The organism is Thauera sp. K11 (assembly GCF_002354895.1).
Classification (GTDB): domain Bacteria; phylum Pseudomonadota; class Gammaproteobacteria; order Burkholderiales; family Rhodocyclaceae; genus Thauera; species Thauera sinica.
The window spans coordinates 3532168-3557472 of record NZ_CP023439.1 but is presented as its reverse complement, the minus strand read 5'-3'; the positions used below and the strand labels follow the sequence as shown (position 1 = coordinate 3557472).

The 25305-nt window shown below is 63.6% G+C and carries 17 protein-coding genes and 2 pseudogenes; 5 read left to right on the top strand and 14 right to left on the bottom strand.

From position 1 onward, the window contains the following. The first annotated feature begins 152 nt into the window (after positions 1-152). A complete protein-coding gene (locus CCZ27_RS15500) occupies positions 153-479 on the top strand; it encodes a thioredoxin family protein (RefSeq protein WP_096449614.1) in 327 nt (108 codons plus the stop codon). Positions 480-510: 31 nt separating this feature from the next. Here the strand turns inward: CCZ27_RS15500 and CCZ27_RS23625 are convergent, their stop codons facing one another. From CCZ27_RS23625 to CCZ27_RS15490, 3 genes are all read right to left on the bottom strand, one after another. Continuing rightward, the gene (locus CCZ27_RS23625) at positions 511-666 is read right to left on the bottom strand and encodes a hypothetical protein (RefSeq protein WP_157748605.1); all 156 of its coding nucleotides are present in this window, start codon (positions 664-666) and stop codon (positions 511-513) included. A 51-nt stretch (positions 667-717) separates the two neighbouring features. Further along, positions 718-1356, bottom strand: a complete 639-nt coding sequence (locus tag CCZ27_RS15495; protein WP_232516439.1) for a LysE family translocator — start codon at positions 1354-1356, stop codon at positions 718-720. 123 nt (positions 1357-1479) lie between these two features. Beyond that, positions 1480-2781: a DUF1615 domain-containing protein gene (locus tag CCZ27_RS15490; RefSeq protein WP_096449610.1), complete on the bottom strand. Its 1302-nt coding sequence runs from the start codon at positions 2779-2781 to the stop codon at positions 1480-1482. A gap of 461 nt (positions 2782-3242) precedes the next feature. Here CCZ27_RS15490 and CCZ27_RS15485 point away from each other — a divergent pair, with 461 nt between their 5' ends. Next, a complete protein-coding gene (locus CCZ27_RS15485; protein ID WP_096449608.1) occupies positions 3243-6545 on the top strand; it encodes a bifunctional diguanylate cyclase/phosphodiesterase in 3303 nt (1100 codons plus the stop codon). Positions 6546-6581: 36 nt separating this feature from the next. Here the strand turns inward: CCZ27_RS15485 and CCZ27_RS15480 are convergent, their stop codons facing one another. After that, positions 6582-6827, bottom strand: a complete 246-nt coding sequence (locus tag CCZ27_RS15480; protein WP_157748604.1) for a hypothetical protein — start codon at positions 6825-6827, stop codon at positions 6582-6584. A 175-nt stretch (positions 6828-7002) separates the two neighbouring features. On the opposite strand from CCZ27_RS15480, the gene CCZ27_RS15475 reads away from it, so the two are divergent. Both CCZ27_RS15475 and CCZ27_RS15470 read left to right on the top strand, forming a co-directional pair. Then, entirely contained in the window at positions 7003-7920 is a 918-nt protein-coding gene (locus CCZ27_RS15475) for a LysR substrate-binding domain-containing protein (protein ID WP_096449604.1), read from the top strand. Positions 7921-8058: 138 nt separating this feature from the next. Continuing rightward, entirely contained in the window at positions 8059-8799 is a 741-nt protein-coding gene (locus tag CCZ27_RS15470; protein ID WP_096449602.1) for an SDR family oxidoreductase, read from the top strand. A 1380-nt stretch (positions 8800-10179) separates the two neighbouring features. On the opposite strand, the gene CCZ27_RS23620 is transcribed toward CCZ27_RS15470, so the two are convergent. The 5 genes and pseudogenes from CCZ27_RS23620 to CCZ27_RS23605 form a co-directional block, all read right to left on the bottom strand. Then, positions 10180-10431 carry a hypothetical protein gene (locus CCZ27_RS23620; protein ID WP_157748603.1) on the bottom strand — a complete coding sequence of 84 codons (252 nt, stop codon included), beginning with the start codon at positions 10429-10431 and terminating at the stop codon, positions 10180-10182. Between the two features lie 59 nt (positions 10432-10490). Continuing rightward, positions 10491-11296 (bottom strand): annotated as a pseudogene (locus tag CCZ27_RS15465) (IS5 family transposase). 140 nt (positions 11297-11436) lie between these two features. Beyond that, a complete protein-coding gene (locus CCZ27_RS23615) occupies positions 11437-11781 on the bottom strand; it encodes a DUF2489 domain-containing protein (protein ID WP_157748602.1) in 345 nt (114 codons plus the stop codon). Between the two features lie 30 nt (positions 11782-11811). Next, positions 11812-12204 (bottom strand): hypothetical protein, encoded by a 393-nt coding sequence (locus CCZ27_RS23610; RefSeq protein WP_157748601.1) that lies wholly within the window; start codon positions 12202-12204, stop codon positions 11812-11814. 781 nt (positions 12205-12985) lie between these two features. Then, the gene (locus tag CCZ27_RS23605) at positions 12986-13549 is read right to left on the bottom strand and encodes a hypothetical protein (RefSeq protein ID WP_157748600.1); all 564 of its coding nucleotides are present in this window, start codon (positions 13547-13549) and stop codon (positions 12986-12988) included. A 437-nt stretch (positions 13550-13986) separates the two neighbouring features. Between CCZ27_RS23605 and CCZ27_RS15455 the strand changes: the two are divergent. After that, a pseudogene (locus CCZ27_RS15455) lies at positions 13987-14235 on the top strand (IS3-like element ISAzo10 family transposase); the annotation flags it as partial. Between the two features lie 42 nt (positions 14236-14277). Here the strand turns inward: CCZ27_RS15455 and CCZ27_RS15450 are convergent. From CCZ27_RS15450 to CCZ27_RS15440, 5 genes are all read right to left on the bottom strand, one after another. Next, entirely contained in the window at positions 14278-17877 is a 3600-nt protein-coding gene (locus CCZ27_RS15450) for an RHS repeat-associated core domain-containing protein (protein WP_198363139.1), read from the bottom strand. 73 nt (positions 17878-17950) lie between these two features. Continuing rightward, the gene (locus CCZ27_RS23600; RefSeq protein WP_157748599.1) at positions 17951-18622 is read right to left on the bottom strand and encodes a hypothetical protein; all 672 of its coding nucleotides are present in this window, start codon (positions 18620-18622) and stop codon (positions 17951-17953) included. 12 nt (positions 18623-18634) lie between these two features. Further along, complete coding sequence (locus tag CCZ27_RS15445; RefSeq protein WP_198363138.1) at positions 18635-20818, bottom strand: RHS repeat-associated core domain-containing protein; 2184 nt, start codon at positions 20816-20818, stop codon at positions 18635-18637. After that, positions 20812-21147, bottom strand: a complete 336-nt coding sequence (locus tag CCZ27_RS23595) for a hypothetical protein (RefSeq protein WP_157748598.1) — start codon at positions 21145-21147, stop codon at positions 20812-20814. The genes CCZ27_RS15445 and CCZ27_RS23595 overlap by 7 nt, the downstream gene beginning before the upstream one ends. Continuing rightward, on the bottom strand, positions 21144-25301 hold the full coding sequence (locus tag CCZ27_RS15440) for an RHS repeat-associated core domain-containing protein (protein WP_198363137.1): 4158 nt from the start codon (positions 25299-25301) through the stop codon (positions 21144-21146). The genes CCZ27_RS23595 and CCZ27_RS15440 overlap by 4 nt, the downstream gene beginning before the upstream one ends. Positions 25302-25305 lie beyond the last annotated feature (4 nt).

Genomic DNA, 25305 nt, shown 5'->3' with positions numbered 1-25305 from the left:
CCGGCGCGCGCCGCGTGCCGGTGCTCCGTCGCCGCCGGCCGCGCGCCTGCGGCACCCGATACGAGGGCCGGCGGTAAACTGGCAGCGCGCGACCGCATCCCGCTCGGGGCGCGGCGCAAGGATCCAGGAACGATGTTGAAGGGAGGTGTGGCTTGCACGACGATTCCACCGCGCACGAGCCTGCGCGCAGCGAGGTCGACGCGCTCGAAGGGGCGACGGTCGTCGAGTTCGGCGCCTCGTGGTGCGGCCATTGCCGGGCGGCGCAGCCGGCGATCGCCGCCGCCCTGGCCGCGCATCCGCGCGTGCGCCACCTCCGCGTCGAGGACGGCCCCGCCCGCCGCCTGGGCCGCGCCTTCCGCGTCAAGCTGTGGCCCACGCTGGTGTTCCTGCGCGACGGCGAGGAAGTCGCGCGGCTGGTCCGCCCCACGGCCGCCGGCGAGATCCTGCAGGCGCTCGGGCAGATCGACCACGCCGCCTGAGCAGCTCTCTGCCACGCCGCAGGGCGGCGCCTCAACGCGCTTCGCGCTCGATGCAGCCGGTCCTGCCCGGCCACACGCCGGACAAGTCGATGTGGCGCTGGCCGGTGAGCCACTGTCCCAGCGGGATGATCCAGTTGGGGACGATGAGGCGCCCGTCGAACGATGCGAAGGTGTAGGCGATCGGCACCGGCTAAGGAACGCACGATCCCGGTGTTGCATGGCCATGCTCCGGGATAAGTCAGCGCTCGGCCATGGCCAGCCGGGCGGCCAGTCCGACGAAGACGCAGCCGGCCACCTTGTTCATCACCGGGATGGCGCGGGGCGACCTCTTCAGCCACCCGCCGAGGCTGCCGGCGGCGCAGGCGATGGCGCAGAAGACGACGAGCGCCGACAGGATGAACAGCATGCCCAGTTGCGCGATCTGGAACGTGACGGAGCCCGCATCGGCCTTCACGAACTGCGGCAGGAAGGCAAGGAAGAAGATCGCCACCTTGGGGTTCGTGAGATTCATCAGGACGCCGCGCCCATACAGCGCAAGCCCCGATCTTTCCGCCGCCGCCCCCTCTGTCCCGCCGCCCGCCGGCGTTCCGCCGCCGGCCCTGAAGGCGCCGTACGCCAGGTAGAGCAGATACGCGGCGCCGAGGATCTTGAGCGCGGTGAAGGCCGTGGCCGACGCCTGGAAGATCGCGGCTACGCCGAGGGCGACCGCAGCGGTATGGACGACCAGGCCGGTGCACAGGCCGAGCGTCACGGCCACGCCCCTGCGGCTGCCGCCGATGGCCGATTGAAGCAGGACGAACAGATTGTCGGGCCCGGGCACGAGTGCGAGCGCGATCGACACGACGATGAACTGCACCGCGACGTCCAACGGAATCACGCGTCCTCTCCCTCTCCGGCGGTACGGGGCGGTTGCCCCGATCATTGCGCCGATTGTCGCGATCCGCGGCGGAAACATCCAGCGGGCGGCGCCACCCGGCGCGTGGCCGCCGCCGGCCTGCGGCTACAGGCTGCGGGCGAGGGCGGCGCGGTCCATGCAGTGGCCGTAGCGCATCTTGACGCGCTCGGCGAACCAGCCGGTGGTGATCCTGCTGCGGATCTTGGGGCTCTTGAGGTCGATGCGCGGCACCGCTTCGCGCGGCAGCGGCCGGCCGGCGGCAGCGTCGGCCAGGGCGAACACGCGCCGATAGACCTGCGTGCGGTAGAAGGATTCGTCCTTCTCCTGGCGCAGGCCGGCCTGGATTTCTTCCCGGCTCAGGCCGAGCCTGCGCGACAGGCCGAGCACCGCGCGCTGCGTGTTGCTGGCGGTGGCGGCGGGGGTGCCGCCGGCATAGTTCAGCAGGTCGCCGTCGAGCGCCAGCGTGCGTCCGGAAAGCCGTGCCACCGCCTGCTGGAAGGCGGCGTTGCGGCTGCTGTAGTGGCCGGCGTTGAAGTCGGCGAAGCGGTACAGCGGGTCGCGGTAGGGCGCCGGGTAGTCGAGCAGGTGGGCGATGCCGAAGTACAGGCCGCCGCGGCGGGTGAACACCGCGTCGCGCAGCGTGGCCCGGGCCGGCAGCGGATAGGGCCGGGCGCGCGCATGCTCCTCGGCGAAGGCGACGCTGACCTGCATCGGCCCGCCGGTGCGCACCGGGTTGTAGCCGGAGAGCAGCAGCTTGCCGGCCGGCAGTTCGTCGATCATGTCGCCGAAAAGCTCGCTCATCTCGCGTTCCGTGCGCAGCGCGTCGATGCGCTGCCGGTAGCTGCGGCCGCCGGGCGACGGCCTGGCCAGGGCGGTATCGAGCGCGACTCGCGGGATCAGGTACTTCGCGCGGCGGGCCTCGATCTCGCGCCACACGATCTTCGACAGGCCGGGCACTGCGGGGTCGGCCTGGAAGGTCGATTCCTGCTCGATGACGGCGATCGCCGCGCAGTAGTTCTCGGCGCTCGGCGGCAGGCCCAGGGCGGTGAAGGCGGCGGCGATGTCGGCGGCCCAGCCGGCGCGGTCCTTCGTCACCACCGGCGGCAGCAACTGCTGCACCAATGCCTGGCCCTGCGGACCGGTGAACGGCGCCGGCGCGGCAGGGGGCAGGCCGGGTGCGGGCAGCGGCTGCAACACGCCGCCCGGCGCCGCGGGTGAAGGCGCGGGCAGCGGCACGGGGGCTGCCGCCGGCGCGGTGGCCGGCGGCCGGACGCTGCCGGGCATGCGGCTTTCGACCGGTGCCGGAGGCTGGGTGCGGGGCGGCTCCGGCGTGGCGCAGGCGGCCAGCAGCGTGGCGAGCAGGATGCCGGAAACCGGCAGGCGGAGGCGAGAGGAGCGAGGCTTCATGGCGTCCCGGCAGGCGTGAGCGGTAGCCGCGGAAGGCGCGATTCTATCCATGCCGCAAGGCGCCCGCCAGCCGCGGGCGGCGCATGATCCAGGCCCATCTTACGATGTCTTTCATCGGTCCGGACCGCGCGGCACGGCAGGTCCGGTGGCGGGGGATGGGTGGAGCGGGCGAGGACTGTCCGAGCCCCGAGCGCAGCGAGGGCGAGTTCCGCAGCCCGCGGAACGCATCCCCCGCCATCGGACCGGATTAGAGAAACACATGGAGCGAGTGGAGGCCGCCCAGGCACCGGACAAAGCGAACCCGGGTTCCGCAGCCCGACGGAACGCCTCCCCCGCCATCAGTCCGGATTCCAGGCACTCACGCGATCGCCCTGGCGCATAATCCGCGCAACATTCGTCATCCCCCGAAGCAATGGCGGGTTCGTGCCGCGACGCATCCGGCATGGGCGCGCGCCCTTTCCATGACCATGCCGAGCAGCCCGTCCCGATTCCGCAAGCTCCTGATCCCGGTTCTCATCTTCATGTCCGGCGTGGCGATCACCTGGTTCGTCCAGGATGCCCTGCGCGAGCATGCGAAGGCGACGCTGCGCGAGGAATTCTCCTTTCGCGTGGACGAACTGGTCGGCAACATCCGCGGCCGGCTGGCGAGCTACGAGGAAGTGCTGTGGGGGACGGCCGGCCTGTTCGCGGCCTCGCACGTGGTGGAACGCGGCGGGTTCCGCGCCTATGTGCGCATGCTGAAGCTGGAGAGCACGTATCCGGGCATACAGGGGGTCGGTTTCGCGCAGTGGATGGCGGCCGAGGACAAGGCGGACCATGTGCAGGCGGTGCGCGCGGAGGGCTTTCCCGACTACGACCTGCGTCCGCCCGGCGAGCGCGAATGGTATTCGTCGATCCTGTACCTGGAGCCCTTCGACTGGCGCAACCAGCGCGCCTTCGGCTACGACATGTACACCGAGGCGGTGCGGCGGACCGCCATGGAACGCGCGCGGGACGAGGGCGGCACGACGATCTCCGGCCGGGTGCGGCTGATGCAGGAGACGGAACGGGACGTGCAGTCCGGTTTCCTGATGTACCTGCCGCTGTACCGGCCGGGCATGTCCGTCGACACCGTGGACGGCAGGCGCGCGGCGCTGCTGGGCTGGGTGTATGCGCCATTCCGCATGGACGACCTGATGAGCGGCATCCTCGGCAGCCACTTCGGCGAAACCGGCGCCGGTCTGGGGCTGGAGATCTACGATGGGCGCGGCACCGGCCGCGATGCGCTGATGTTCGAATCCGCCGGCGCGGCCGACGGCGCGCGGGCGCGCTACCGCATCGAGCGCCCGATCGAGATCTTCGGCCACCCGTGGACGGTGGTGGCGTATCCGCTGCCGGCCTTCGATGCGCGCCTGCGCACCGACGCCGCCGACCTGATCCTGACCCTGGGCGTGCTCGGCAGCGCGCCGCTGGCCTGGGTGGCGTGGCTGACGCTCACCGCGCGCGCACGCGCGCTGGCAATGGCCGGCCGCATGACCGACGAGCTGCGCCGCTCCGAGGCCAAGCAGACCGCCCTGTTCGAGAACATGGGCAGCGCGCTGGCGGTGTTCCGGGCGTCGGCCGACGGGCGGGATTTCTACTTCCGCGCCTTCAACCGGGCGGCCGAGCGCATCGACCGCATCCCGCGCGGCGAGGTGCTGGGGCGGCGCCTGCAGGACGTGTTTGCCGGCGTCGCCGGCAGCGGCCTCCTGGACATGATGCGCCGCGTGTGGCTGAGCGGCACGCCGGAAGCGTGTCCGGTGAGCTTCTATGCCGACGAACGCGTTTCGGGCTGGCGCGAACGCTTCGTCTACAAGCTGCCGGACGGCGACATCGTGGTGACCTTCGGCGACGTCACCGCGCGCAAGGAGGCGCAGCTTGTGCAGGAAAAGCTCAACCGCGCGCTGCGCCTGCTGAGCGACTGCAACACCGCGCTGGTGCACGCCGACGACGAGTACCGGCTGCTGGTCGAGGTCTGCCGCCTCATCGTCGAACGCGGCGGCTACCTGATGGCGTGGGTGGGCTACGTGGATGCCGGCGCCGGCAAGACCGTGCGCCCGATCGCGCAGTCGGGCCACGAGGCCGGCTACCTGGACGACATCCACGTCACCTGGGACGAATCCCAGCATGGCCGCGGCCCCGTCGGCACCGCCATCCGCACCGGCAGGACGGCCGTCATCCAGAACGTGCTGACCGACCCGCAGATGGCGCCGTGGCGCGAGGCCGCCCTCGAGCGCGGCTACCAGGCCGCCCTGGCGCTGCCGCTGATCTGCGAGGGCACGACGCTGGGCGCGCTGACGCTGTACTCGCGCGACGCCCATGCCTTCAACCCCGACGAGGTCGGCCTGCTGGAAGAGATGGCGAGCGATCTCGCCTTCGGCATCGTCACCCTGCGCACCCGCGCCGAGCATGCCGCCGCCAAGGAGAAGGTCGCCTTCCTCGCCAGCTACGACACGCTGACCGGCCTGCCCAACCGCCTGCTGCTGCGTGACCGCTTCGAGCATGCGGCGCTGATCGCCGACAAGGAGCAGGGCGGCTACGGCCTGCTGGCGATGATGTACCTCGACCTGGACAACTTCCAGCACGTCAACGAAGGGCTGGGCCACGACGTCGGCGACAGGCTGCTGGTGGGGGCGGTGGAGTACCTCAGGCGCTGCGTGCCGGAAACCGACACCATCGCCCGCCTGAGTGGCGACGAATTCGTCGTGCTGCTGTCGGGCGGCCGCGACCTGGCCGGCATCGCCGCCGTCGCCAACGCCATCCGCGACGCCTTCGCCGAGCCGCTGGCGGTGGACGGGCACCTGCTGACGACCTCGTTCTCGATCGGCATCAGCGTGTTCCCGCACGACGGGCGGGATTTCGACACCCTGCTCAAGCGCGCCGACACCGCGGTGCATAGCGCGAAGGAAAGCGGGCGCAACACCTTCCGCTTCTATACCCGCGAGATGAATGCCGACGTGGTCGAGCGGATGCGGCTCACCGGCATGTTCCCGGGCGCGCTGCGCAACCGCGAGTTCGTGCTGCACTACCAGCCGCAGGTACACGCCGCCACCGGGCGCATCGTCGGCGTCGAGGCGCTGCTGCGCTGGCAGCACCCCGCCGAAGGGCTGATCTCGCCGGGGCGCTTCATCCCCATGGCCGAGCAGAGCGGGCACATCGTCGCCATCGGCGAGTGGGTCATCCTCGAAGCCTGCCGCCAGGGGCGCGCGTGGCTGGAGCGCGGCGGCGCGCCGCTGGTGATCGCGGTCAATCTTTCCGCGCTGCAGTTCAAGCGCGGCGACGTGCTCGAGACGGTGACCGCGGCGCTGCGCGACTCCGGGCTGCCGCCCCACTGCCTGGAACTCGAACTGACCGAATCCATCTTGCTGCAGGACGTCGACACGACGATGAAGACGCTGCATGCGCTGAAGGCGCTGGGCGTCAAGCTCTCGATCGACGATTTCGGCACCGGCTATTCCAGCCTCGCCTACCTGAAGCGGCTCGCGGTGGACAAGCTGAAGATCGACCAGTCCTTCGTGCGTGACATGCTGACCGACGCCGACGGCGCCTCCATCGTCAAGGCCATCATCCAGCTCGGGCACACGCTGCAACTGACGGTGATCGCCGAAGGCGTCGAGACCGAGGCGCAACTGGCCTTCCTCGGCGGGTCGGGATGTGATGAAGTGCAGGGCTACCTGTTCAGCCGGCCGGTGCCGGCGGCAGCCTGCGGCGACCTGCTGGCCGCGGGGCTGCCGAAACGCGCGTGAGCGGCCGCCGGGCGCCGCTCCGTGCGGGGTCCGGCCTCAGCCGACGCGGCGGACCGGCGTCTGCGGCCGCTGTGCGGCGCCGGCTTCGGCGAGGGCGGCGCGCAGCACCTTCTGCGCGGTGCGGTGCATTTCGTGCCAGCTCGGCGCCGCGGTCATCGCCGCGTTCGCCGAGGCGATGGCCGCCAGCAGGGCCGCGTTCTGGGCGCGGAGCCGCTCGATTTCGCCGGCGACTCTGCCGGCCGGGGTGCGGTCGTGGGTGCGCGTGCGTTCGATGGCTTCCATGATATTGCTCTCCTTGGTCGAAACTTCCGTGGCAGGGCCTGAGTGCTGCCGGCCGGTGCCCGACATGCCGTCGCTGCGGCATGCTTTCATCGGAAGGACGATTGCAGTGTACGCGGCGGTTTTGAATTCGTAAAATGAATACAAATCATAAAATCGATTCTATGAAGGAATGAAAATGGACGTACGGGCCCTGCGTTATTTCGTGGAAGTGGTGAATCAGCAAGGTTTCACGCGCGCGGCGGAAGCCCTGCACGTCACCCAGCCGACCATCAGCAAGATGGTGCGCAGCCTGGAGGACGAACTCGGCGGCCCGCTGCTGATCCGCGAGGGGCGGCACACCCGGCTGACCGATGCCGGCAAGGTGGTCCATGCCCGCGGCCAGGCAGTGCTGAACGAGGTGGCGCGCCTGTACCAGGAAGTGGCCGAAGTCGAAGGCCTGACCCGCGGCGAACTGATGATCGGCATCCCGCCCGCGACCGGCCCCTATTTCGCCCAGGCGATCGGCGCCTACCGCCAGCAGTATCCCGACGTCACGCTGCGCCTGCGCGAGCAGGGCACCCGCGCGCTGGAGGATGCGGTCGCCAGCGGCGAACTGGACATCGGCGTGACCTTCCTGCCTGTGGCGCGGCCCGGGATCGCGAGCTACCCGGTGGCGAGGCAGGCCGCCTCGGCCCTGTTCCCGATCGCGCGCGCGCCGGCAGGCCAGGGCCCCGTCGCCTTCCGCGAACTGGCCGACTACCCCTTCGTGTTGTACGAGGACGATTTCGCGCTCGCCTGCATCGTCTCCGACGCCTGCGCCAGCGCGGGCTTCGTGCCCAACGTGGTGGCGCGCAGCCGCTACTGGGACTTCATCGGCGAACTGGTGGCGGCCGACGTGGGCATCGGCATCCTGCCCGACGAGGCTTTCACCCGCCTCGACCCCGCCCGCATCGCGCGCCGTCCGCTGAAGGACCCCGAGGTGGTGTGGGAACTGGGCCTGATCTGGCGCGAGGACTACGTCTCGCGCGCGGCGCGGGCGTGGCTGGGCTGCTGCGAGCGGATTTTTCCGCGGCCGTTGCAATCGAACGGAGTGGCCGGGGAAGTGCGCTCGTGAGTTCTACCGCCCGGCCGTCCGAAGGGGACGTTCGAAGGGCAGGGCAGGGATCTTGCAGAGCACCGCTTCGCGCCTGCGGAACGGGCCGGCCGTGCGAGGCCGGCCTGCCGTCCCACAGCGACGACAGGAGATAGTTCAATGACCATCAAGGCCATCGTCACCGGACACAGCCGCGGCCTGGGCGCCGCCATCGCCGAGGACCTGCTGCAGCGGGGCGTTGCCGTGCTGGGCCTGGCGCGCAGGCACAACGACGAACTGGCCGCGCGCTTTCCGGCCGGGCTGGCGCAGCATGCGATCGACCTTGCCGATCCGGCGCGCCTGGCGGCGTGGCTGGGCGGCGGCGAGTTCGCCGGCTTCGCCGCCGACGGCGATATGCTGCTGCTGGTGAACGATGCCGGCACGCTGCAGCCGGTCGGGCCGCCGCGCCTGCAGGACGTGGCGGCGATCGCCCCGGCGGTGGCGCTGAACGTGGCGGCGCCGCTGATGCTCGCCGCCGCGGTCGCGGCGGTGGAATCGACCGCCGCCGAACGGCGCGTGCTGCATGTGTCGAGCGGCGCGGCGCGCAAGCCCTATGCGGGCTGGAGCGTGTACTGCGCCACCAAGGCCGCGCTCGATCATCACGCGCGCGCGGTGCAGGCGGACGCGCAGGCGGGCCTGCGCATCTGCAGCGCGGCGCCGGGAGTGGTGGATACCGGCATGCAGGCCGAAGTGCGCGCCTCCACGCTGGAACAGTTTCCGCTGCGCGACCAGTTCGCCGCAATGCAGCGCGCCGGCGGCCTCATCCCGCCCGCCGCGGCCGCCGCGCGTCTGGTGGCCCATTTGCTTAGCGAGGATTTCGGCGCCGCACCGGTGGTCGACCTGCGCGACCTGCCCGGCTGAACCACGGGCCGCGGGCGGGCGAGGGCCAAGGACAAGTCTGCCACACCGTAGCCAAGTCCTGAGCCGTCTGATTCCTGGGGAAAAGCGTATCTGCAGGAATTGTTGTACCACTGGTCGGAAGGTTTGCCGGGTTGTCCTCGAATGGGTCTCGTGGTTCCAATCGCAGCCCGTCAGCACTCTCGACCAATTATGGGTACTCTTGGATTCTCGTCACTGAATATCGACGCTGCCCTTCGTTAACTCCGTCCATTCTAATGGTAACGAATGCGCGCATTTTTTCTCCTTTTGCCAGATAAAGATATTCCCGATATGGTGGAGTCTGGCCCCCATGGCCGATATAGTAACGTTTGTGAAGGGAATAATCTGAAATCACTCCCACTTGCTCTATAACTTCTTTGCTTGTCAGTAGGAGATGAAGGGCTTCTCTCTGTCCCGAATCAAAATAGTCCAACCCTTTCAATAGAGCAGACATAGCAATTGCTGATACAAAAAATAGGAATACCCATTTCAATTTTTTTGGCATTGCCATTGCTCGGTGGATTATTTTCTGTAAATATTTACTATATGATTAATGTTAGTTTTGCTTGAGTATGACGAGTACGATTCAAAAGTAGAGGGAGAAGTAATCTGCTCAAAACTCAACAATGGATTGAAAACAGGCTCTGCCTTCATTAATTTTTCATCATCATATTGGATGGATACAGGTCTTTTTATATAGCTTCCCACTTCAATGCCAACGGCGCCATTTAATCGCACCCCAAAATACGGCTTACTCACTTCATTGCTTACTGAGTATGTGGCTCCTGAAGATTCGAGATAATCCCCACCTACGGGAGTTGTAATTGCATTTCCTGATCGCCATGTAGTAGAACTGCCTACTCCAAACGGACCAGCACCTGCTTCCAGTCCGACCGATGAAAATGATCGTGCAATATAATTGGAGCTATCTTTCGCATGTCTAGACGGGCTCCCTGTGGGTTCATACTGCAGTCCGCCACCAAGACCAAATCTTCCAACAATTGGCGGTAACGGTGGCCATGCCCGGGGCGATTCAAAATCCGCTCATCCGCTTCACTCGATCAGAACCAATCCAGTGCGCTCTGCGCATCAAGCTTGCCCACAAACGAACTCCACATATGGCACCGACTGGAAATCCAATCGACGATGCCAAGATGATTCTCAAGAGCACAGGGTTATTCCTTACTTGACCACTCAAAACCCCGGTTACAAGGCCTATCCCGCCCACCAAAAAAAATGATATGAAAATTATTGAGTAGACAACAACGAGCCCAATTCCGACCAACATTAGCAACCATGACAGCCAAGCCAAGAAGACTCGAATCCTGCTTTCCGGCAGTAGAACTGAACCTTCCCTACTGATCATTTAAATAGCCTAAGCTGGTAAGTGTGCGCCCCGAACCGTGTTTGCGCCCGTGACGTTTCGGAACGAACGCCGCTGCGCCCTGGCCGGCAAACCAGCGCGACCACTTCCATCACTGTCGAGATCGACATGCCACGCACCTTCGCAATTTCGGCCCAAGTGAGCCACGTCTCTCGGTGCAGCGTCAGTGCCTGACGGCGAAGCAGTTTCAGTGATTCGGCGGATAGGGCGCGAGCGTCGATTTTCTTCATTCTCGAATCGTACTCGATCCTTTTTGTTTGCCGGCTTAGAAGCGCTAACAAAATGCATGCTATGCCTTTCGCAATTGCCGCCAGCAGATGATGCAGCAGGCTATCTCGAGAAAGGCTTCGTGGATGATGGCCAGCCGCTCGAAACGGATGCGCAATCGCCGAAAGTTGTGCAGCCAACCCAAGGTGCGTTCCACAACCCAACGGGTCTTGCCCAGACCGCTGCCATGCGGTTGGCCCCGGCGGGCGATCTGGGTGGTGATGCCTGCAGCGTGGAGCGGTCGGCGGTACTTGTCGTGGTCGTAGCCGCGATCGGCCTGCACGAGTCGGGGTTTCGACAGCGGTCGGCCGCGCTTGCCACGGATCGGCGGGATCGCCTCGACCAAAGGGAGAAGCTGGGTGACGTCGTTGCGGTTGGCACCGGTGAGGATCACCGCCAGCGGGATGCCTTGCGCTTCGGTGATGAGATGGTGCTTGGAGCCTGGACGAGCGCGATCGGTGGGGTTCGGTCCTGTTTTTGACCGGCCCCCACAGCGCGTATGGACGAGGAATCGACGATGGCGCGAGACCAATCGAGGCGGCCGGCAGCGCGCAACCGTGCAAGCAGCACTTCGTGCAGGCGGTCCCACACGCCGGCCTCCTGCCACTTCCGTAGTCGTCGCCAGCAGCTCATCCCTGAGCCGCAGCCCATCTCCTTGGGGAGCATCTCCCAAGGAATGCCCGACTGCAGCACGAAGAGGATGCCGGTGAGCACCTTGCGGTCGTCCAGTGGCTTGCGTCCGGGATACCGTTCCCGGCGCGGCTTCGGTGGCGGCAACAGCGGCTCGATCAACGCCCACAATTCGTCATCCAGTATCGGTTTCGCCATCTCCTCTGCCTCGACAAACAAGGCAGAGGTTAACAAATGAAATCAAGGGTGAACAGCCCATTTCATCATTTTGTTAGAGCTTCTTAGCAGCTACCCGCCAGCGGCGGGTGGGGTAGGTTTTTCTGTTTTACTCCGACCCCTTATCGGTTCGGGTTTTCCCCGTCGGATAGTTCTGCAATGAGCCGCCGACATGCGTCCTTGATCTTCTCGGACATATGGGACAGGTATCGCGCCTTCTCGGCGTCAAATTTCTTCAACGCGTTCTCGCTGTACCTATATCTATTCTCCGGTTCCGGCCACACGTCTGTTTCAGAAACGAACGCAACAAAGAAGTCGAAGCACTCGTCATCGGAGTTATCCAATTCAAGCCGTAGATCAGTAATTTGGCGTGAACCGGAAACCGGGTCCATCTCTTCACTCAAGATCGCGCGCGCAAGATCGACTATGCGAGCTGCCACATTTGTCCCATTAGGCATCCATTCCATCCTAACCGCTCCGAGCTTGCCCCTCGATCGTCACTTTTTTTTATACACCGACTGCAACTGGTTGGTATTCGCTTTGTTCGGATATAGCAAGAACCCACCCGCTGAAGACTGCGGCGGTGAATAACATCCTAAGCACCACCATGGCCCTGGTATTGAACCTTCGGGCGCCTTTGAGCCAGAGGTAATGTAGGTCGTCGGATCCAAGACCTCGCCCGCAATTGCTGCTGCGCCGAGGATCGCCGAACCAGCATCCAGAAGAGCTGCACCTGCCTTCTTGCTCCATTCGTTCACAATAGTCTTGAATTCGACATTGAGTCCAAGTGCATTATTCTGGTCCAATCCCAGTGTGTGGTCGCTCCCAAACGTCTGCGCGCACACGGTGGAATCCGTGCTTGGCAAGGCGTTGATCGAGAAAAGACCCAATTCGCTCCTGCATTTCGACTGTTTTAAGAGGTGAGTGTTTCGGATTACGAGGCGGCTTTTTGAATGGCGTGCTATCAAAAATAAAATAGGTAATTTCGTCCCAGACGCGCAGAAGAAAAAGCCCCGTCTTCATTTACGATACACCGAATGCATTATATTGGCATTCGAGTTGCTGGGATAGCCAAGGCTAGCGCCTACCCCTTCTGCTATTGCGGGAGTTAGAGTGAGAGCCTGGTCCCATGGCCCGAAGCGGAGAGTTTCGATAGCGTTAATTGCCTGCCCTTCGATTCCAGCTCTCATGGCACGAGAGCCGCTGGCAATGCCAACGCCACCATTCTCAATAACCCCATATCCCGCTTTCTGTACCGCGGTGAGGGGAGCGTTTCCGTATTTCACTTCGACGCCAGTAAGTTTGGCAAGGTCATCAAACGATCCGGTAACATAGTCGACTCTTGGAGCGCCAGCGAAGGTTTTCACCATAATTTGCTGCCACAAAGCAGACGTGCCCAACACATCACCCCGTAGCGACGATTAGGACGCTGGCGATGGAGAGAAACGACCCTATTACTGCTGACTTACCCATGCCTAGGGCAATGTATTATCGATCAGGGGACAGGGGAAAATTGGCAATTCGCTTCCATGACCTCATCAGCCTACTTTGCGTAGACCAGACTACATCTGGTTTGCATTGGGCCCTTGCGGATAGAGAAGGAATCCTCTTGCCAAGGAAATAGCGAGATCAATTAATTCAGCAATAGCGGTCGTGAGCATTGCCTCCCCCTCAATCATGCCCGAATATCGTGCTGGCCAATAATCCAAATAGACCAACCACAATAGGAACGACGAACACCATGTAGAAGTAGCGTCTACGACCAATTTTATAATAACCCATATATCCGGTTTGATAACTCAATGCCAGCAGAACGCCTAACATTAACAGACCAGTAATCATTGATTGCTGGAAACCTATACTGGGGTTTCTCCATTGAAATCCAGCAAACACTGAACCAACCCACATCAAAACCGGTAGAAAGAAGAAATCGAGAATCAACCTAAGTAAATGCACTGGAATCTTGCTGTAAACCGATTGCATCATGTTGGTATTGGCATTGTTCGGATAGAGCGGGAGCCCACCGTAGGAGGAAGATGGTCCAAAGTTGCTCCCGCTGAGCACGTCGCTGCACACGCCAGCACTGATGCAGCGGCCCAAACCTTCCGAGCGCAGCAAACCCCAAGGAGAGACCGCGTCCATCAAGGTATCCGCAGCTTCTGCAGCTTCCGCGACCCCACCCAGCACGGCAGCACCGGCCCCGAGAAGCCCTCCCTGATGGAGTATCGAGCTCATCGAGGCTGACGGCTGAAGTGCTCGGCCTGAGCAAAGCCGGCTGAGGCGTCAGAACCCGCTCATCCGCTTGATCCGCTCTGCGCTGATCCAGCCGGTACGGCGCATCAGCCGCGACCATAGGCGCACACAGAGCAAGGCGCCAGGTGCTGAACCAATAAAGGCACTTGCCAGCAAAGTACGGAATGCCCTTTCCTCATCGACAGGTATCGGCCACGGTGTCCATTGAAGCTGCCCAGTCAGCAAGAGCCAGAGATAGGTAACGCTGAATGCCCCAAACACCCCCCCAGCCGAAACAGCCAGCCATAGCAGGATGCCACTGGCAATCACATATAGCCTGGACTCTCGCGCCTCGTTCACTGGCAACCCCCTAGCTCTCGCGGAGGCCGATCACGCATATTGCCACGGCGCCCGGCTAAGTCTAGTGCTGGGACATAACCTACAACTTCGAGCACCTGCATAGCGGTATTCGCTATGTCGAGCCAGCGCAGCGCCATGCCGGCGAGGATCACGCGATCCTGCAAGCGCGTCATCGAACGTATCTCCAGGCGCGAGTACGCCATCCGTCACGCTGGTCCGACCCCACACGCGACTGGTCACCGATCTGCGTTGTCACGCTTAATCCCGAGCGCGATGCCGTCATTTGCGACCATCTCCATGCAGAAGACAAGAAGCAGTCCGTTGCATAAATCAGGCGACAACTACCTTGACGTGCTCCGCAACGCGGATATCTACTTGACATAAACCGACTGCATCATGTTGGTGTTGGACTTGTTGGGATAGAGCAAGAAACCGCCGGCCGCGCCCTGGGATGCGCTCAACTGCTGGAAGCTTTGCAGGGTCTGGCTACCGCTTGATGCGTCCCCGGCAGGCGGAGTCGGGAAGAGCATGTTCTCGATGGCCTGTCCGCCCGCCTCGAAGGTGCCGCCTATGGCCCCTTCCGTGAGCGCCCGGAAGGTGCTGCCCGTATGCTGAACAGTCGGAGTGACAATGGTCAGGGAGCGGGAACCCCAAGTCACGCTGGTACCCACCGAAGTGGCTGCCGCGTTGCCAACGAGCTTGGCCGGAACGCTGGCGAGTACATTGCCAGTAGCGGAACCAGCAACAGCACCCCAACTGAAATTGGTGCCTGGTGTCTGACCCGTCACCACGTTTCCGGACAATTGGCCCGCCGCGCTGGAAGCGCCGCCAACCAGAAGCGTAGCAGCGGTCGCCCCTACTTGATGCGAAAGCCAGGGAGTAACTGCACCAACGCCCGCACCAACAACAAAACCTGTGCCGAACCCCTTCGCTGCCCCCGACCAGCCTTCAGACGCATAGCCGCTGATTGCCCCACCAACACCGCCAGCAATTCCACCGTAGATCATGCCAACTACAGCGACCTCCCCGCTGGGGTCTGTGTAGTTGACCGGGTTGTTTCCCACATAGGCATAGAAATTGACATCCCCCGCCGCGAACCCAAGCGGGTCTTCGGAGATGAATCGCCCTCTGCCAGGATCGTAGTAGCGCGCTCGGTAATAATACAGCCCCGTTCCATCATCCTCGCGCCCCGTATATTTCAACCGGTTCGGACTGCTCCCCGAGTTCGTGATCACGTTGCCGAAGGCGCCGTAGGCGATGTGCTGGATCGTGCCGCCGTTGTGCCCCGTCACCGCCGTGGTGTTGGTCAGCGCATCGTGGTGAAAGAGGTAGGGCTTCGTCTTGCCCTCGCCGTCCTTGAGGAAACCGGCGACCAGTTCGTCAGTACCGGCGCCCCGGAAGTAGCGTTCGACCAGTTCGCCGCCGCGCTCGACCGATTCCAGATGCTCGCCTTCGAGGAAATAGCTGCGGCTGCCGAGGCTCCCGCCGCTGCGCCCGATGCGGTAGTCCATCGGATCGTAGGTGTAGGACTCCGCTCCTGCCGTCTTCAGCCGGCCCTTGGCATCCCACGTCAGCGCCTTCGCGCCGGCTCCGGTCTGGCTGGTGAGCCGCCCTTCATGGTCATGCACAAAGCTGGATTCCACCGTGCCGCCCGTACCGCCGATGCGGATATCGAGCAGCCGGTTGGTGCCCGCCGTATAGCCGTAGTAACGCGTGTTCGCGTTCGGCGCGAGGCTGCCCCTGGTGTGCGTGAGCCGGTTGCCGACCGCGTCGTAGGTAAACGCTTCGTCGTTCGTCGCACCCGGGTAGTCAGCCGTTTTCAGGCGGTAGCGTGCATCGTAGGCGTAGGTCGTCGTGCCCGCGCCGTCGTTCCGGGTGAGGATGTGGCCCACCCGGTCGCGCGTGTAGGTGGTGTCGGAGACCAGGGTGTTGGCCGCGTCGTACTGGGTTTCGCGGGTGAGCGTGCCGTTGGCTTCGTACTGGTAGGTGCTGCGCGCGCCGTTGGCGGTGACGCGCGAGAGCATCCGCCCGGCCGGATCGTACTGGTAGTCGACCTGGGTGTAGTCGGGGTTGCGGAGCATCACCAGCCGGTTGGCGGCGTTGTAGACGTAGTGCGTCGTGCTGCCCTGGTAGGTCGTCTTGGTGAGGAGGTTGCCCGCCGCGTCGTAGGTGAAGCTCAGGCTGCGGCCGCGGCTGTCGAGCTTGGCGGTGGGCCGGTTGAGCACGTCGTACTGGAAGGTGTAGCTCACCGCCCCGTTGGCCGCGGCGCTGCGGTTGCCCGCCGCATCGTAGGCGAAGGTCTCCGCGCTGCCGTCCTTGAGGTAGTCCACTCGAGTGAGGCGGTTGCCCGTGTCGAAGCTGTAGCGGGTGACCTCGGCGAGGCGGTTGGTCTTCTCATAGACGTTGCCCGCTTCGTCCGCCTTGTAGGCAAGGCTCTTGCCGGCATGATCCGTCTCCGCGGCGAGACGGCCCAGGTCATCGTAGGCGAAGGCCCAGGTCTTGTTCGCGGCATCGGTCACCGCCAGGCGGTGGCCCGCGAGGTCATAGGTGAAGGCCGTTTCGCCGCCCAGCGCATCGACGATCCGGGTCACGCGGTTCAGTTCGTCGTACTGGCGGAATTCCGTGCAGCCGTGGCTGTTCTTGGGCTGCAGCCCGGCCTGGGCGTTGGCGTCAGTGGTGCAGACGAGGTTGCCCGCCGCGTCGTACTGGAACTCGCTGCGATAGCCCCTGGCGTCCACTGCGGCGGTCTTGCGGCCCAGCGCGTCGAACTCGAAGACCACGGTCTCGGTGTTCGCGTTCGTGAGGGCGATCGCGTCGCCGCGCTGGTTGTAGGCGGTCTCGGTGCGGTAGCCGGTGGCGTCCTCCACCGCCGCCTTCCGGTTCATCGCGTCGTATTCGACACGCGCGGTGTGGCCCTCGGCATCGGTCACCGCCACCACGTTGCCTGCCGCGTCGTAGGCGTAGGTGGTCGCATGCCCTGCGGCGTCGGTCTCGGTCTTGACCCGGTCGGCGGCATCGAACGTCCGGGTGGCCACGTCGCGCACGTCGAAACTGCCGTCAGGGCGCTTGTAGCGGTGCGCGATCTTCCAGAGCTGGCCGTTGGCGTCGAAGCTGTTGATGACTTCGTTGCCCAGCGGATCGGTCGCCTTGACGACGCGGTCGAGCGCGTCGTAGTCGTAGCGGGTGGTCAGGTCGAGGAGCGTCGCATTGGTCGGGCTCGTGCGGCGCTTGAGGGTCTCGGTTCTCTTGCGGCCCAGCGCATCGTAGGTGTAGGTGCGGGTGACCGTGGCGCCCGACGGCATGCCGACCGTCTGCTGCTGGCTCACGTTCAGTCCGTTGTCGGTGTAGCTGAGCCGCGTCTCGACGTAGCGCGTGCCGTCCAGGTATTGGCGGCGGTGGGCGAGCGTGGCATCGCCGTTCCAGCACTGGCTCGCGAGCAGCACATTGCCCGATCCCGCCAGGGTGCTGATGCGGGTCTCCTTCGGGCGTCCGGCATGGTCGCAGCCGCTGGTCGCCGTGCCGAAGGTCGTCGTCGTGACCGTGCCGCGCGGGTCCTTGACCGTGGCGACCTGGTCGAGCGGGCCGTAGCCGTAGTCGATGGTGCGCCCGAGCGCGTCCTGCTCGCGGGTGACGTTGCCGTAGGCATCGGACGTGCCGGTGAAGGCGCGATCCAGCCGGTAGCTGTAGCGGGTCGCGTAGCCCAGCGCATCGACCTTCGCGCTGCGAATGGCGTCGGCCTGGTTCTCGAAGTTGAGGATCGCGCCGTCGGCCTCGACGAGCTTGGTCATCCGGCCGTTCTCATCGTAGTCGTACTGGCGCACGCCGCCGCGCGGATCGGTCACCCGCGTACTGCGGCGGAAGAGGTCGTAGTCGAGGAACTCGCCTTCGCCCAGCGCGTTGGTCTGGCTCATCGCGCGGCCGTTCTCGTAGTAGGTGAAACGCGTTTCGACGGCCTTGCCATCGCGCTGCAAGGGCTTGGTGATGCGGGTGAGCAGAGGCTTCGGGACGTCGTAGCCATTCGTGTTAATGCCTCATCTGCGAGACTCAATCATTCTTGCCAACATATGTGATCTTTCCAGGCTTACCAGACTTATAGGCCTGCTCAGCAAGATGCCACGAGGCGAGAAGTGCAAAGTGGTCTGACATTGCGAAATGCTGTGGTTCAGCGTTAAACCACTCTTCTGGTATGCCACGCTCGAAAAAATCAAACAGTTCTGGCAGGAGCGACGCGGCCTTATCTACCTCGTTGTGCAGGTATCGCTGAGGATTCAGCATATAGAAAATGATTCTGAATGGATTCGTGAACAATGCGTTTAGGGCTCCGAACCCGAAAATACTATCACTCGCGCTCCGCCCTTTTTGAAGACGTAGCTGCACTGGCCCCATGCCCAGGTACGCCTCTTCCCGTGGGATATCGACTATTGCACTAGAAGTAAGCTTTTTGCACACAGGCGGCAGCACTGAGACTTCGACTATGAATCGCGGCCTTCCCCGCTTATCGAAGTGAAGCTCCACGATAGGCCAATTAGTGCCGCTACGCTTCAAAAGCGTGATGTAGTTCAAGTTCCTTATCGCCGGTGGCTCCATGCTTTTGAGCCAAACAAAGCCGTGCTTTTCGAACTCCGGTACAATGCGCGTACACACCTGTTCGACTAGGTAGTTCGTGTTCTGGCCGAGCTTCGCACGCCAACGAGTGAAACGTTTTTGATAATCCATGATGCACCCTGGCTACTTCGAGTAGATCGACTGCATCATGTTTAAATTAGCTTTGTTTGGATAAAGGAGAAATCCTCCTCCTGCGCTGCCATAGTCGTAACCGACAGCCCCCGCAGAGAAACTGCCTCCGGCAACTCCAGAAACGGTCGGATAGGTCCACTGGTGTACGGTTAGCGATGTGCCTGGTATTTGTGCGGCTTCACGCTGTGCGGAGGATAGGGTCGCTGTGCCCCATTTCGATTCAACGAAATTGCGATAGCCTGCCAAGCCGAAATCATATGTAGATGCTTGACCATTTCTAACTACTCCATTCTCGACTTGTGTGCTGAAAGACCGGCCAGTTGCAGTTAGCCCGATTGCAGACATCGCTTCTCCAAGCGAGCCTTTAACCTGATTTGCCGTACCAGTACCCAAGAGGCTGGGCAAGGTTGTCTTGAACAAATACGGCACCACGGTGCCCGCCACCTTGCCGCCGACAGCACCCAGCGCAGTATCGGTAACAAAGTTCCAGGCACTTACCGCCTGCCCCTGCGCCCAATTGATTCCCTGTGTCGTCGCGCTGCTCACTGCTCCGGCCGCGGTACCCGCGCACATCGGTCCGCAAGTGACCGCTGCCGCGCCGCCCGCCGCGCCACCGGTGAGCGCCCCGGCGTAATCCGCGAAGGAACTGAGCCTGCCGCGGGCCAGATCAATGCCTCCTTGTGTCAGCAATCCGCCGACGCCGCCGACAACAGCCCCGCCAAGCTGCATCGCGGCATGCCCACTTGGATCATTCGCATTTGTGGGATTGTTCCCGACATAGGTATAGAAGTTGACATCCCCCGCCGCGAACCCAAGCGGGTCTTCGGAGATGAATCGCCCTCTGCCAGGATCGTAGTAGCGCGCTCGGTAATAATACAGCCCCGTTCCATCATCCTCGCGCCCCGTATATTTCAACCGGTTCGGACTGCTCCCCGAGTTCGTGAGGACATTGCCAAAGGCCCCATAGGCGAGGTGCTGAATCGTGCCGCCGTTGTGCCCCGTCACCGCCGTGGTGTTGGTCAGCGCATCGTGGTGAAAGAGGTAGGGCTTCGTCTTGCCCTCGCCGTCCTTGAGGAAACCGGCGACCAGTTCGTCAGTGCCGGCGCCCCGGAAGTAGCGTTCGACCAGTTCGCCGCCGCGCTCGACCGATTCCAGATGCTCGCCTTCGAGGAAATAGCTGCGGCTGCCGAGGCTTCCACCGCTGCGCCCGATGCGGTAGTCCATCGGATCGTAAGTGTAGGACTCCGCTCCTGCCGTCTTCAGCCGGCCCTTGGCATCCCACGTCAGCGCCTTCGCGCCGGCTCCGGTCTGGCTGGTGAGCCGCCCTTCATGGTCATGCACAAAGCTGGATTCCACCGTGCCGCCCGTACCGCCGATGCGGATATCGAGCAGCCGGTTGGTGCCCGCCGTATAGCCGTAGTAACGCGTGTTCGCGTTCGGCGCGAGGCTGCCCCTGGTGTGCGTGAGCCGGTTGCCGACCGCGTCGTAGGTAAACGCTTCGTCGTTCGTCGCACCCGGGTAGTCAGCCGTTTTCAGGCGGTAGCGTGCATCGTAGGCGTAGGTCGTCGTGCCCGCGCCGTCGGTCCGGGTGAGGATGTGGCCCACCCGGTCGCGCGTGTAGGTGGTGTCGGAGACCAGGGTGTTGGCGGCGTCGTACTGGGTTTCGCGGGTGAGCGTGCCGTTGGCTTCGTACTGGTAGGTGCTCCGCGCGCCGTTGGCGGTGACGCGCGAGAGCATCCGCCCGGCCGGATCGTACTGGTAGTCGACCTGGGTGTAGTCGGGGTTGCGGAGCATCACCAGCCGGTTGGCGGCGTTGTAGACGTAGTGGGTCGTGCTGCCCTGGTAGGTCGTCTTGGTGAGGAGGTTGCCCGCCGCATCGTAGGTGAAGCTCAGGCTGCGGCCACGGCTGTCGAGCTTGGCGGTGGGTCGGTTGAGCACGTCGTACTGGAAGGTGTAGCTCACCGCGCCGTTGGCCGCGGCGCTGCGGTTGCCCGCCGCATCAAAGGCGAAGGTCTCCGCGCTGCCGTCCTTGAGGTAGTCCACTCGAGTGAGGCGGTTGCCCGTGTCGAAGCTGTAGCGGGTGACCTCGGCGAGGCGGTTGGTCTTCTCATAGACGTTGCCCGCTTCGTCCGCCTTGTAGGCAAGGCTCTTGCCACATAGACATAAATTCAGCACGAGCTTTGTATAAATTGGTAGGCGGCAACGCCTGAAATAACCAGCACTACAGCTAGGCTAACTACCTCAGTCTTCCATGTTGCGCGCCAAGGAATGAGTCCGAAGTGGCGTGCTAAATCAATGCCTGCAAGTATTGCAAATTCGGACAGAAGCGCACTTGCTAAGAAAGCAAGCATGATCATACCGAGTGCCGCACCACCTCCGGCAGCGTTCTCGCCGTGAAGATCATCGCAATAAAACTGATCCATGCGGAACAGGATTTCGCTAGCGAGTATTCCGGCTACTAAACTGACAAAAAAAAACCGAAGGCCACGTAGGAAAATTTTCACTTCGAGTACACCGACTGCATTTGATTGGTATTCGGTTTATTCGGATAGAGGAGGAAACCGTCTGCGGCATCGGTACCCAAGCCACCCCCTCCATTTGATGATGACGGGAAATTATATCCAAAGTGAATCGCTTGCTGATCCCTTGGATCGTCTAGCGAACCGTTTGCTCTTATAGATTGAACTTGTGCACCAATCCGAGCAACCAGCTCGCTTATGCCAAGCGACCTCAAACCAGCGCCCCAAATGGCATTCCCAACATAATCCCTTAACTCGACCTTCCCATTGATGGCATAAACACTCGTGGGGGATAAGAACTGTTTTGTATCCCAAACTCTTCCTTCACCAGACTGCCTGTTGACTTCCGACAAAGAAGCGTCCCCACTCGCACCGCTAAGCCGGTTATTCTGAATATGCGAAACACCCCAATCAACAATTTTTGCGGTCTGTATTGCGCCAATGACATTATCGAATGGGCGGCCCTGCACCACGGTTCTCTGATATACACCCGTCCCCATAGGATAAGTGGCACCATCCGAGCCAGCTACAAAATAATTCCTTCCAGGGGAGTTAATATTTGTGATGATTGGTTTCAGGCTGCCGGCAGAATAAGTAATATCAATCATCCCGCTCGGATCATTCGCATTGACCGGGTTGTTCCCTACATAGGCATAGAAGTTGACGTCCCCTGCCGCGAACCCCAGCGGGTCTTCGGAGATGAATCGCCCTCTGCCAGGATCGTAGTAGCGCGCTCGGTAATAATACAGCCCCGTTCCATCATCCTCGCGCCCCGTATATTTCAACCGGTTCGGACTGCTCCCCGAGTTCGTGATCACGTTGCCGAAGGCGCCGTAGGCGATGTGCTGGATCGTGCCGCCGTTGTGCCCCGTCACCGCCGTGGTGTTGGTCAGCGCATCGTGGTGAAAGAGGTAGGGCTTCGTCTTGCCCTCGCCGTCCTTGAGGAAACCGGCGACCAGTTCGTCAGTACCGGCGCCCCGGAAGTAGCGTTCGACCAGTTCGCCGCCGCGCTCGACCGATTCCAGATGCTCGCCTTCGAGGAAATAGCTGCGGCTGCCGAGGCTCCCGCCGCTGCGCCCGATGCGGTAGTCCATCGGATCGTAGGTGTAGGACTCCGCTCCTGCCGTCTTCAGCCGGCCCTTGGCATCCCACGTCAGCGCCTTCGCGCCGGCTCCGGTCTGGCTGGTGAGCCGCCCTTCATGGTCATGCACAAAGCTGGATTCCACCGTGCCGCCCGTACCGCCGATGCGGATATCGAGCAGCCGGTTGGTGCCCGCCGTATAGCCGTAGTAACGCGTGTTCGCGTTCGGCGCGAGGCTGCCCCTGGTGTGCGTGAGCCGGTTGCCGACCGCGTCGTAGGTAAACGCTTCGTCGTTCGCCGTACCCGGGTAGTCAGCCGTTTTCAGGCGGTAGCGTGCATCGTAGGCGTAGGTCGTCGTGCCCGCGCCGTCGTTCCGGGTGAGGATGTGGCCCACCCGGTCGCGCGTGTAGGTGGTGTCGGAGACCAGGGTGTTGGCCGCGTCGTACTGGGTTTCGCGGGTGAGCGTGCCGTTGGCTTCGTACTGGTAGGTGCTGCGCGCGCCGTTGGCGGTGACGCGCGAGAGCATCCGCCCGGCCGGATCGTACTGGTAGTCGACCTGGGTGTAGTCGGGGTTGCGGAGCATCACCAGCCGGTTGGCGGCGTTGTAGACGTAGTGGGTCGTGCTGCCCTGGTAGGTCGTCTTGGTGAGGAGGTTGCCCGCCGCGTCGTAGGTGAAGCTCAGGCTGCGGCCACGGCTGTCGAGCTTGGCGGTGGGCCGGTTGAGCACGTCGTACTGGAAGGTGTAGCTCACCGCGCCGTTGGCCGCGGCGCTGCGGTTGCCCGCCGCATCAAAGGCGAAGGTCTCCGCGCTGCCGTCCTTGAGGTAGTCCACTCGAGTGAGGCGGTTGCCCGTGTCGAAGCTGTAGCGGGTGACCTCGGCGAGGCGGTTGGTCTTCTCATAGACGTTGCCCGCTTCGTCCGCCTTGTAGGCAAGGCTCTTGCCGGCGTGATCCGTCTCCGCGGCGAGCCGGCCCAGGTCATCGTAGGCGAAGGCCCAGGTCTTGTTCGCGGCGTCGGTCACCGCCAGGCGGTGGCCCGCGAGGTCATAGGTGAAGGCCGTCTCGCCGCCCAGCGCATCGACGATCCGGGTCACGCGGTTCAGTTCGTCGTACTGGCGGAATTCCGTGCAGCCGTGGCCGTTCTTCGGTTGCAGCCCGGCCTGGGCGTTGGCGTCAGTGGTGCAGACGAGGTTGCCCGCCGCGTCGTACTGGAACTCGCTGCGATAGCCCCTGGCGTCCACTGCGGCGGTCTTGCGGCCCAGCGCGTCGAACTCGAAGACCACGGTCTCGGTGTTCGCGTTCGTGAGGGCGATCGCGTCGCCGCGCTGGTTGTAGGTGGTCTCGGTGCGGTAGCCGGTGGCGTCCTCCACCGCGGCCTTCCGGTTCATCGCGTCGTATTCGACGCGCGCCGTGTGGCCCTCGGCATCGGTTACCGCCACCACGTTGCCTGCCGCGTCGTAGGCGTAGGTGGTCGCATGCCCCGCGGCGTCGGTCTCGGTCTTGACCCGGTCGGCGGCATCGAACGTCCGGGTGGCCACGTCGCGCACGTCGAAACTGCCGTCAGGGCGCTTGTAGCGATGCGTGATCTTCCAGAGCTGGCCGTTGGCGTCGAAGCTGTTGATGACTTCGTTGCCCAGCGGATCGGTCGCCTTGACGACGCGGTCGAGCGCGTCGTAGTCGTAGCGGGTGGTCAGGTCGAGGAGCGTCGCATTGGTCGGGCTCGTGCGGCGCTTGAGGGTCTCGGTCTTCTTGCGGCCCAGCGCATCGTAGGTGTAGGTGCGGGTGACCGTGGCGCCCGACGGCATGCCGACCGTCTGCTGCTGGCTCACGTTCAGTCCGTTGTCGGTGTAGCTGAGCCGCGTCTCGACGTAGCGCGTGCCGTCCAGGTATTGGCGGCGGTGGGCGAGCGTGGCATCGCCGTTCCAGCACTGGCTCGCGAGCAGCACATTGCTCGATCCCGCCAGGGTGCCGATGCGGGTCTCCTTCGGGCGCCCGGCATGGTCGCAGCCGCTGGTCGCCGTGCCGAAGGTCGTCGTCGTGACCGTACCGCGCGGGTCCTTGACCGTGGCGACCTGGTCGAGCGGGCCGTAGCCGTAGTCGATGGTGCGCCCGAGCGCGTCCTGCTCGCGGGTGACGTTGCCGTAGGCATCGGACGTGCCGGTGAAGGCGCGATCCAGCCGGTAGCTGTAGCGGGTCGCGTAGCCCAGCGCATCGACCTTCGCGCTGCGAATGGCGTCGGCCTGGTTCTCGAAGTTGAGGATCGCGCCGTCGGCCTCGACGAGCTTGGTCATCCGGCCGTTCTCATCGTAGTCGTACTGGCGCACGCCGCCGCGCGGATCGGTCACCCGCGTACTGCGACGGAAGAGGTCGTAGTCGAGGAACTCGCCTTCGCCCAGCGCGTTGGTCTGGCTCATCGCGCGGCCGTTCTCGTAGTAGGTGAAACGCGTTTCGACGGCCTTGCCGTCACGCTGCAAGGGCTTGGTGATGCGGGTGAGCAGGTGCCTGGTGTCGTAGCCGTAGGTGAGCGTGTGCGAGAGCGGATGGGTGGTGCTCGCGAGGTTGCCCGAGCCGTCGTAGGCGAAACGCCATTGGCGACCGCTCCAGTCGGTGACGTCCTTCAGCCGGCCATTGGGGTCGTAGGTGAAGGTGAGGCCCGTACGGTTCGGGATGCCGAGGTTGTCGGTGATCGTCGAAAGCCGCCCGTTGGCGTCGTAGGCGAGCGTGAGGCGATCGCCCCAGGCGTTGTCGATGTACTTCAGGCGCGCCGTGACGTTGGGCGTCGTCTTCAGGTTGCCGCTCGGCGTCTCGAAGACGTACTTCACGCCGTTGCGGAACGTCAGCGTGTGCTGGCCGGCGGCCGGGCTGTCCAGGGTGAGGGTGTCGTGAATCCCCTGGGGCGCGGTGATGGCGTAACTGGATTCGTTGACGAGGAAATTCTGTTCGCCGCCGCGCTCGTCGGTGTAGGTGACCGAGCTGGTCTTGCCGTTGCCGTTCTCCGGCTTTTGGCTGGTCGCGCAGTTGGGGCATTCGCCGAAGTCGTTCGAACGCAATTGCATCATGTCG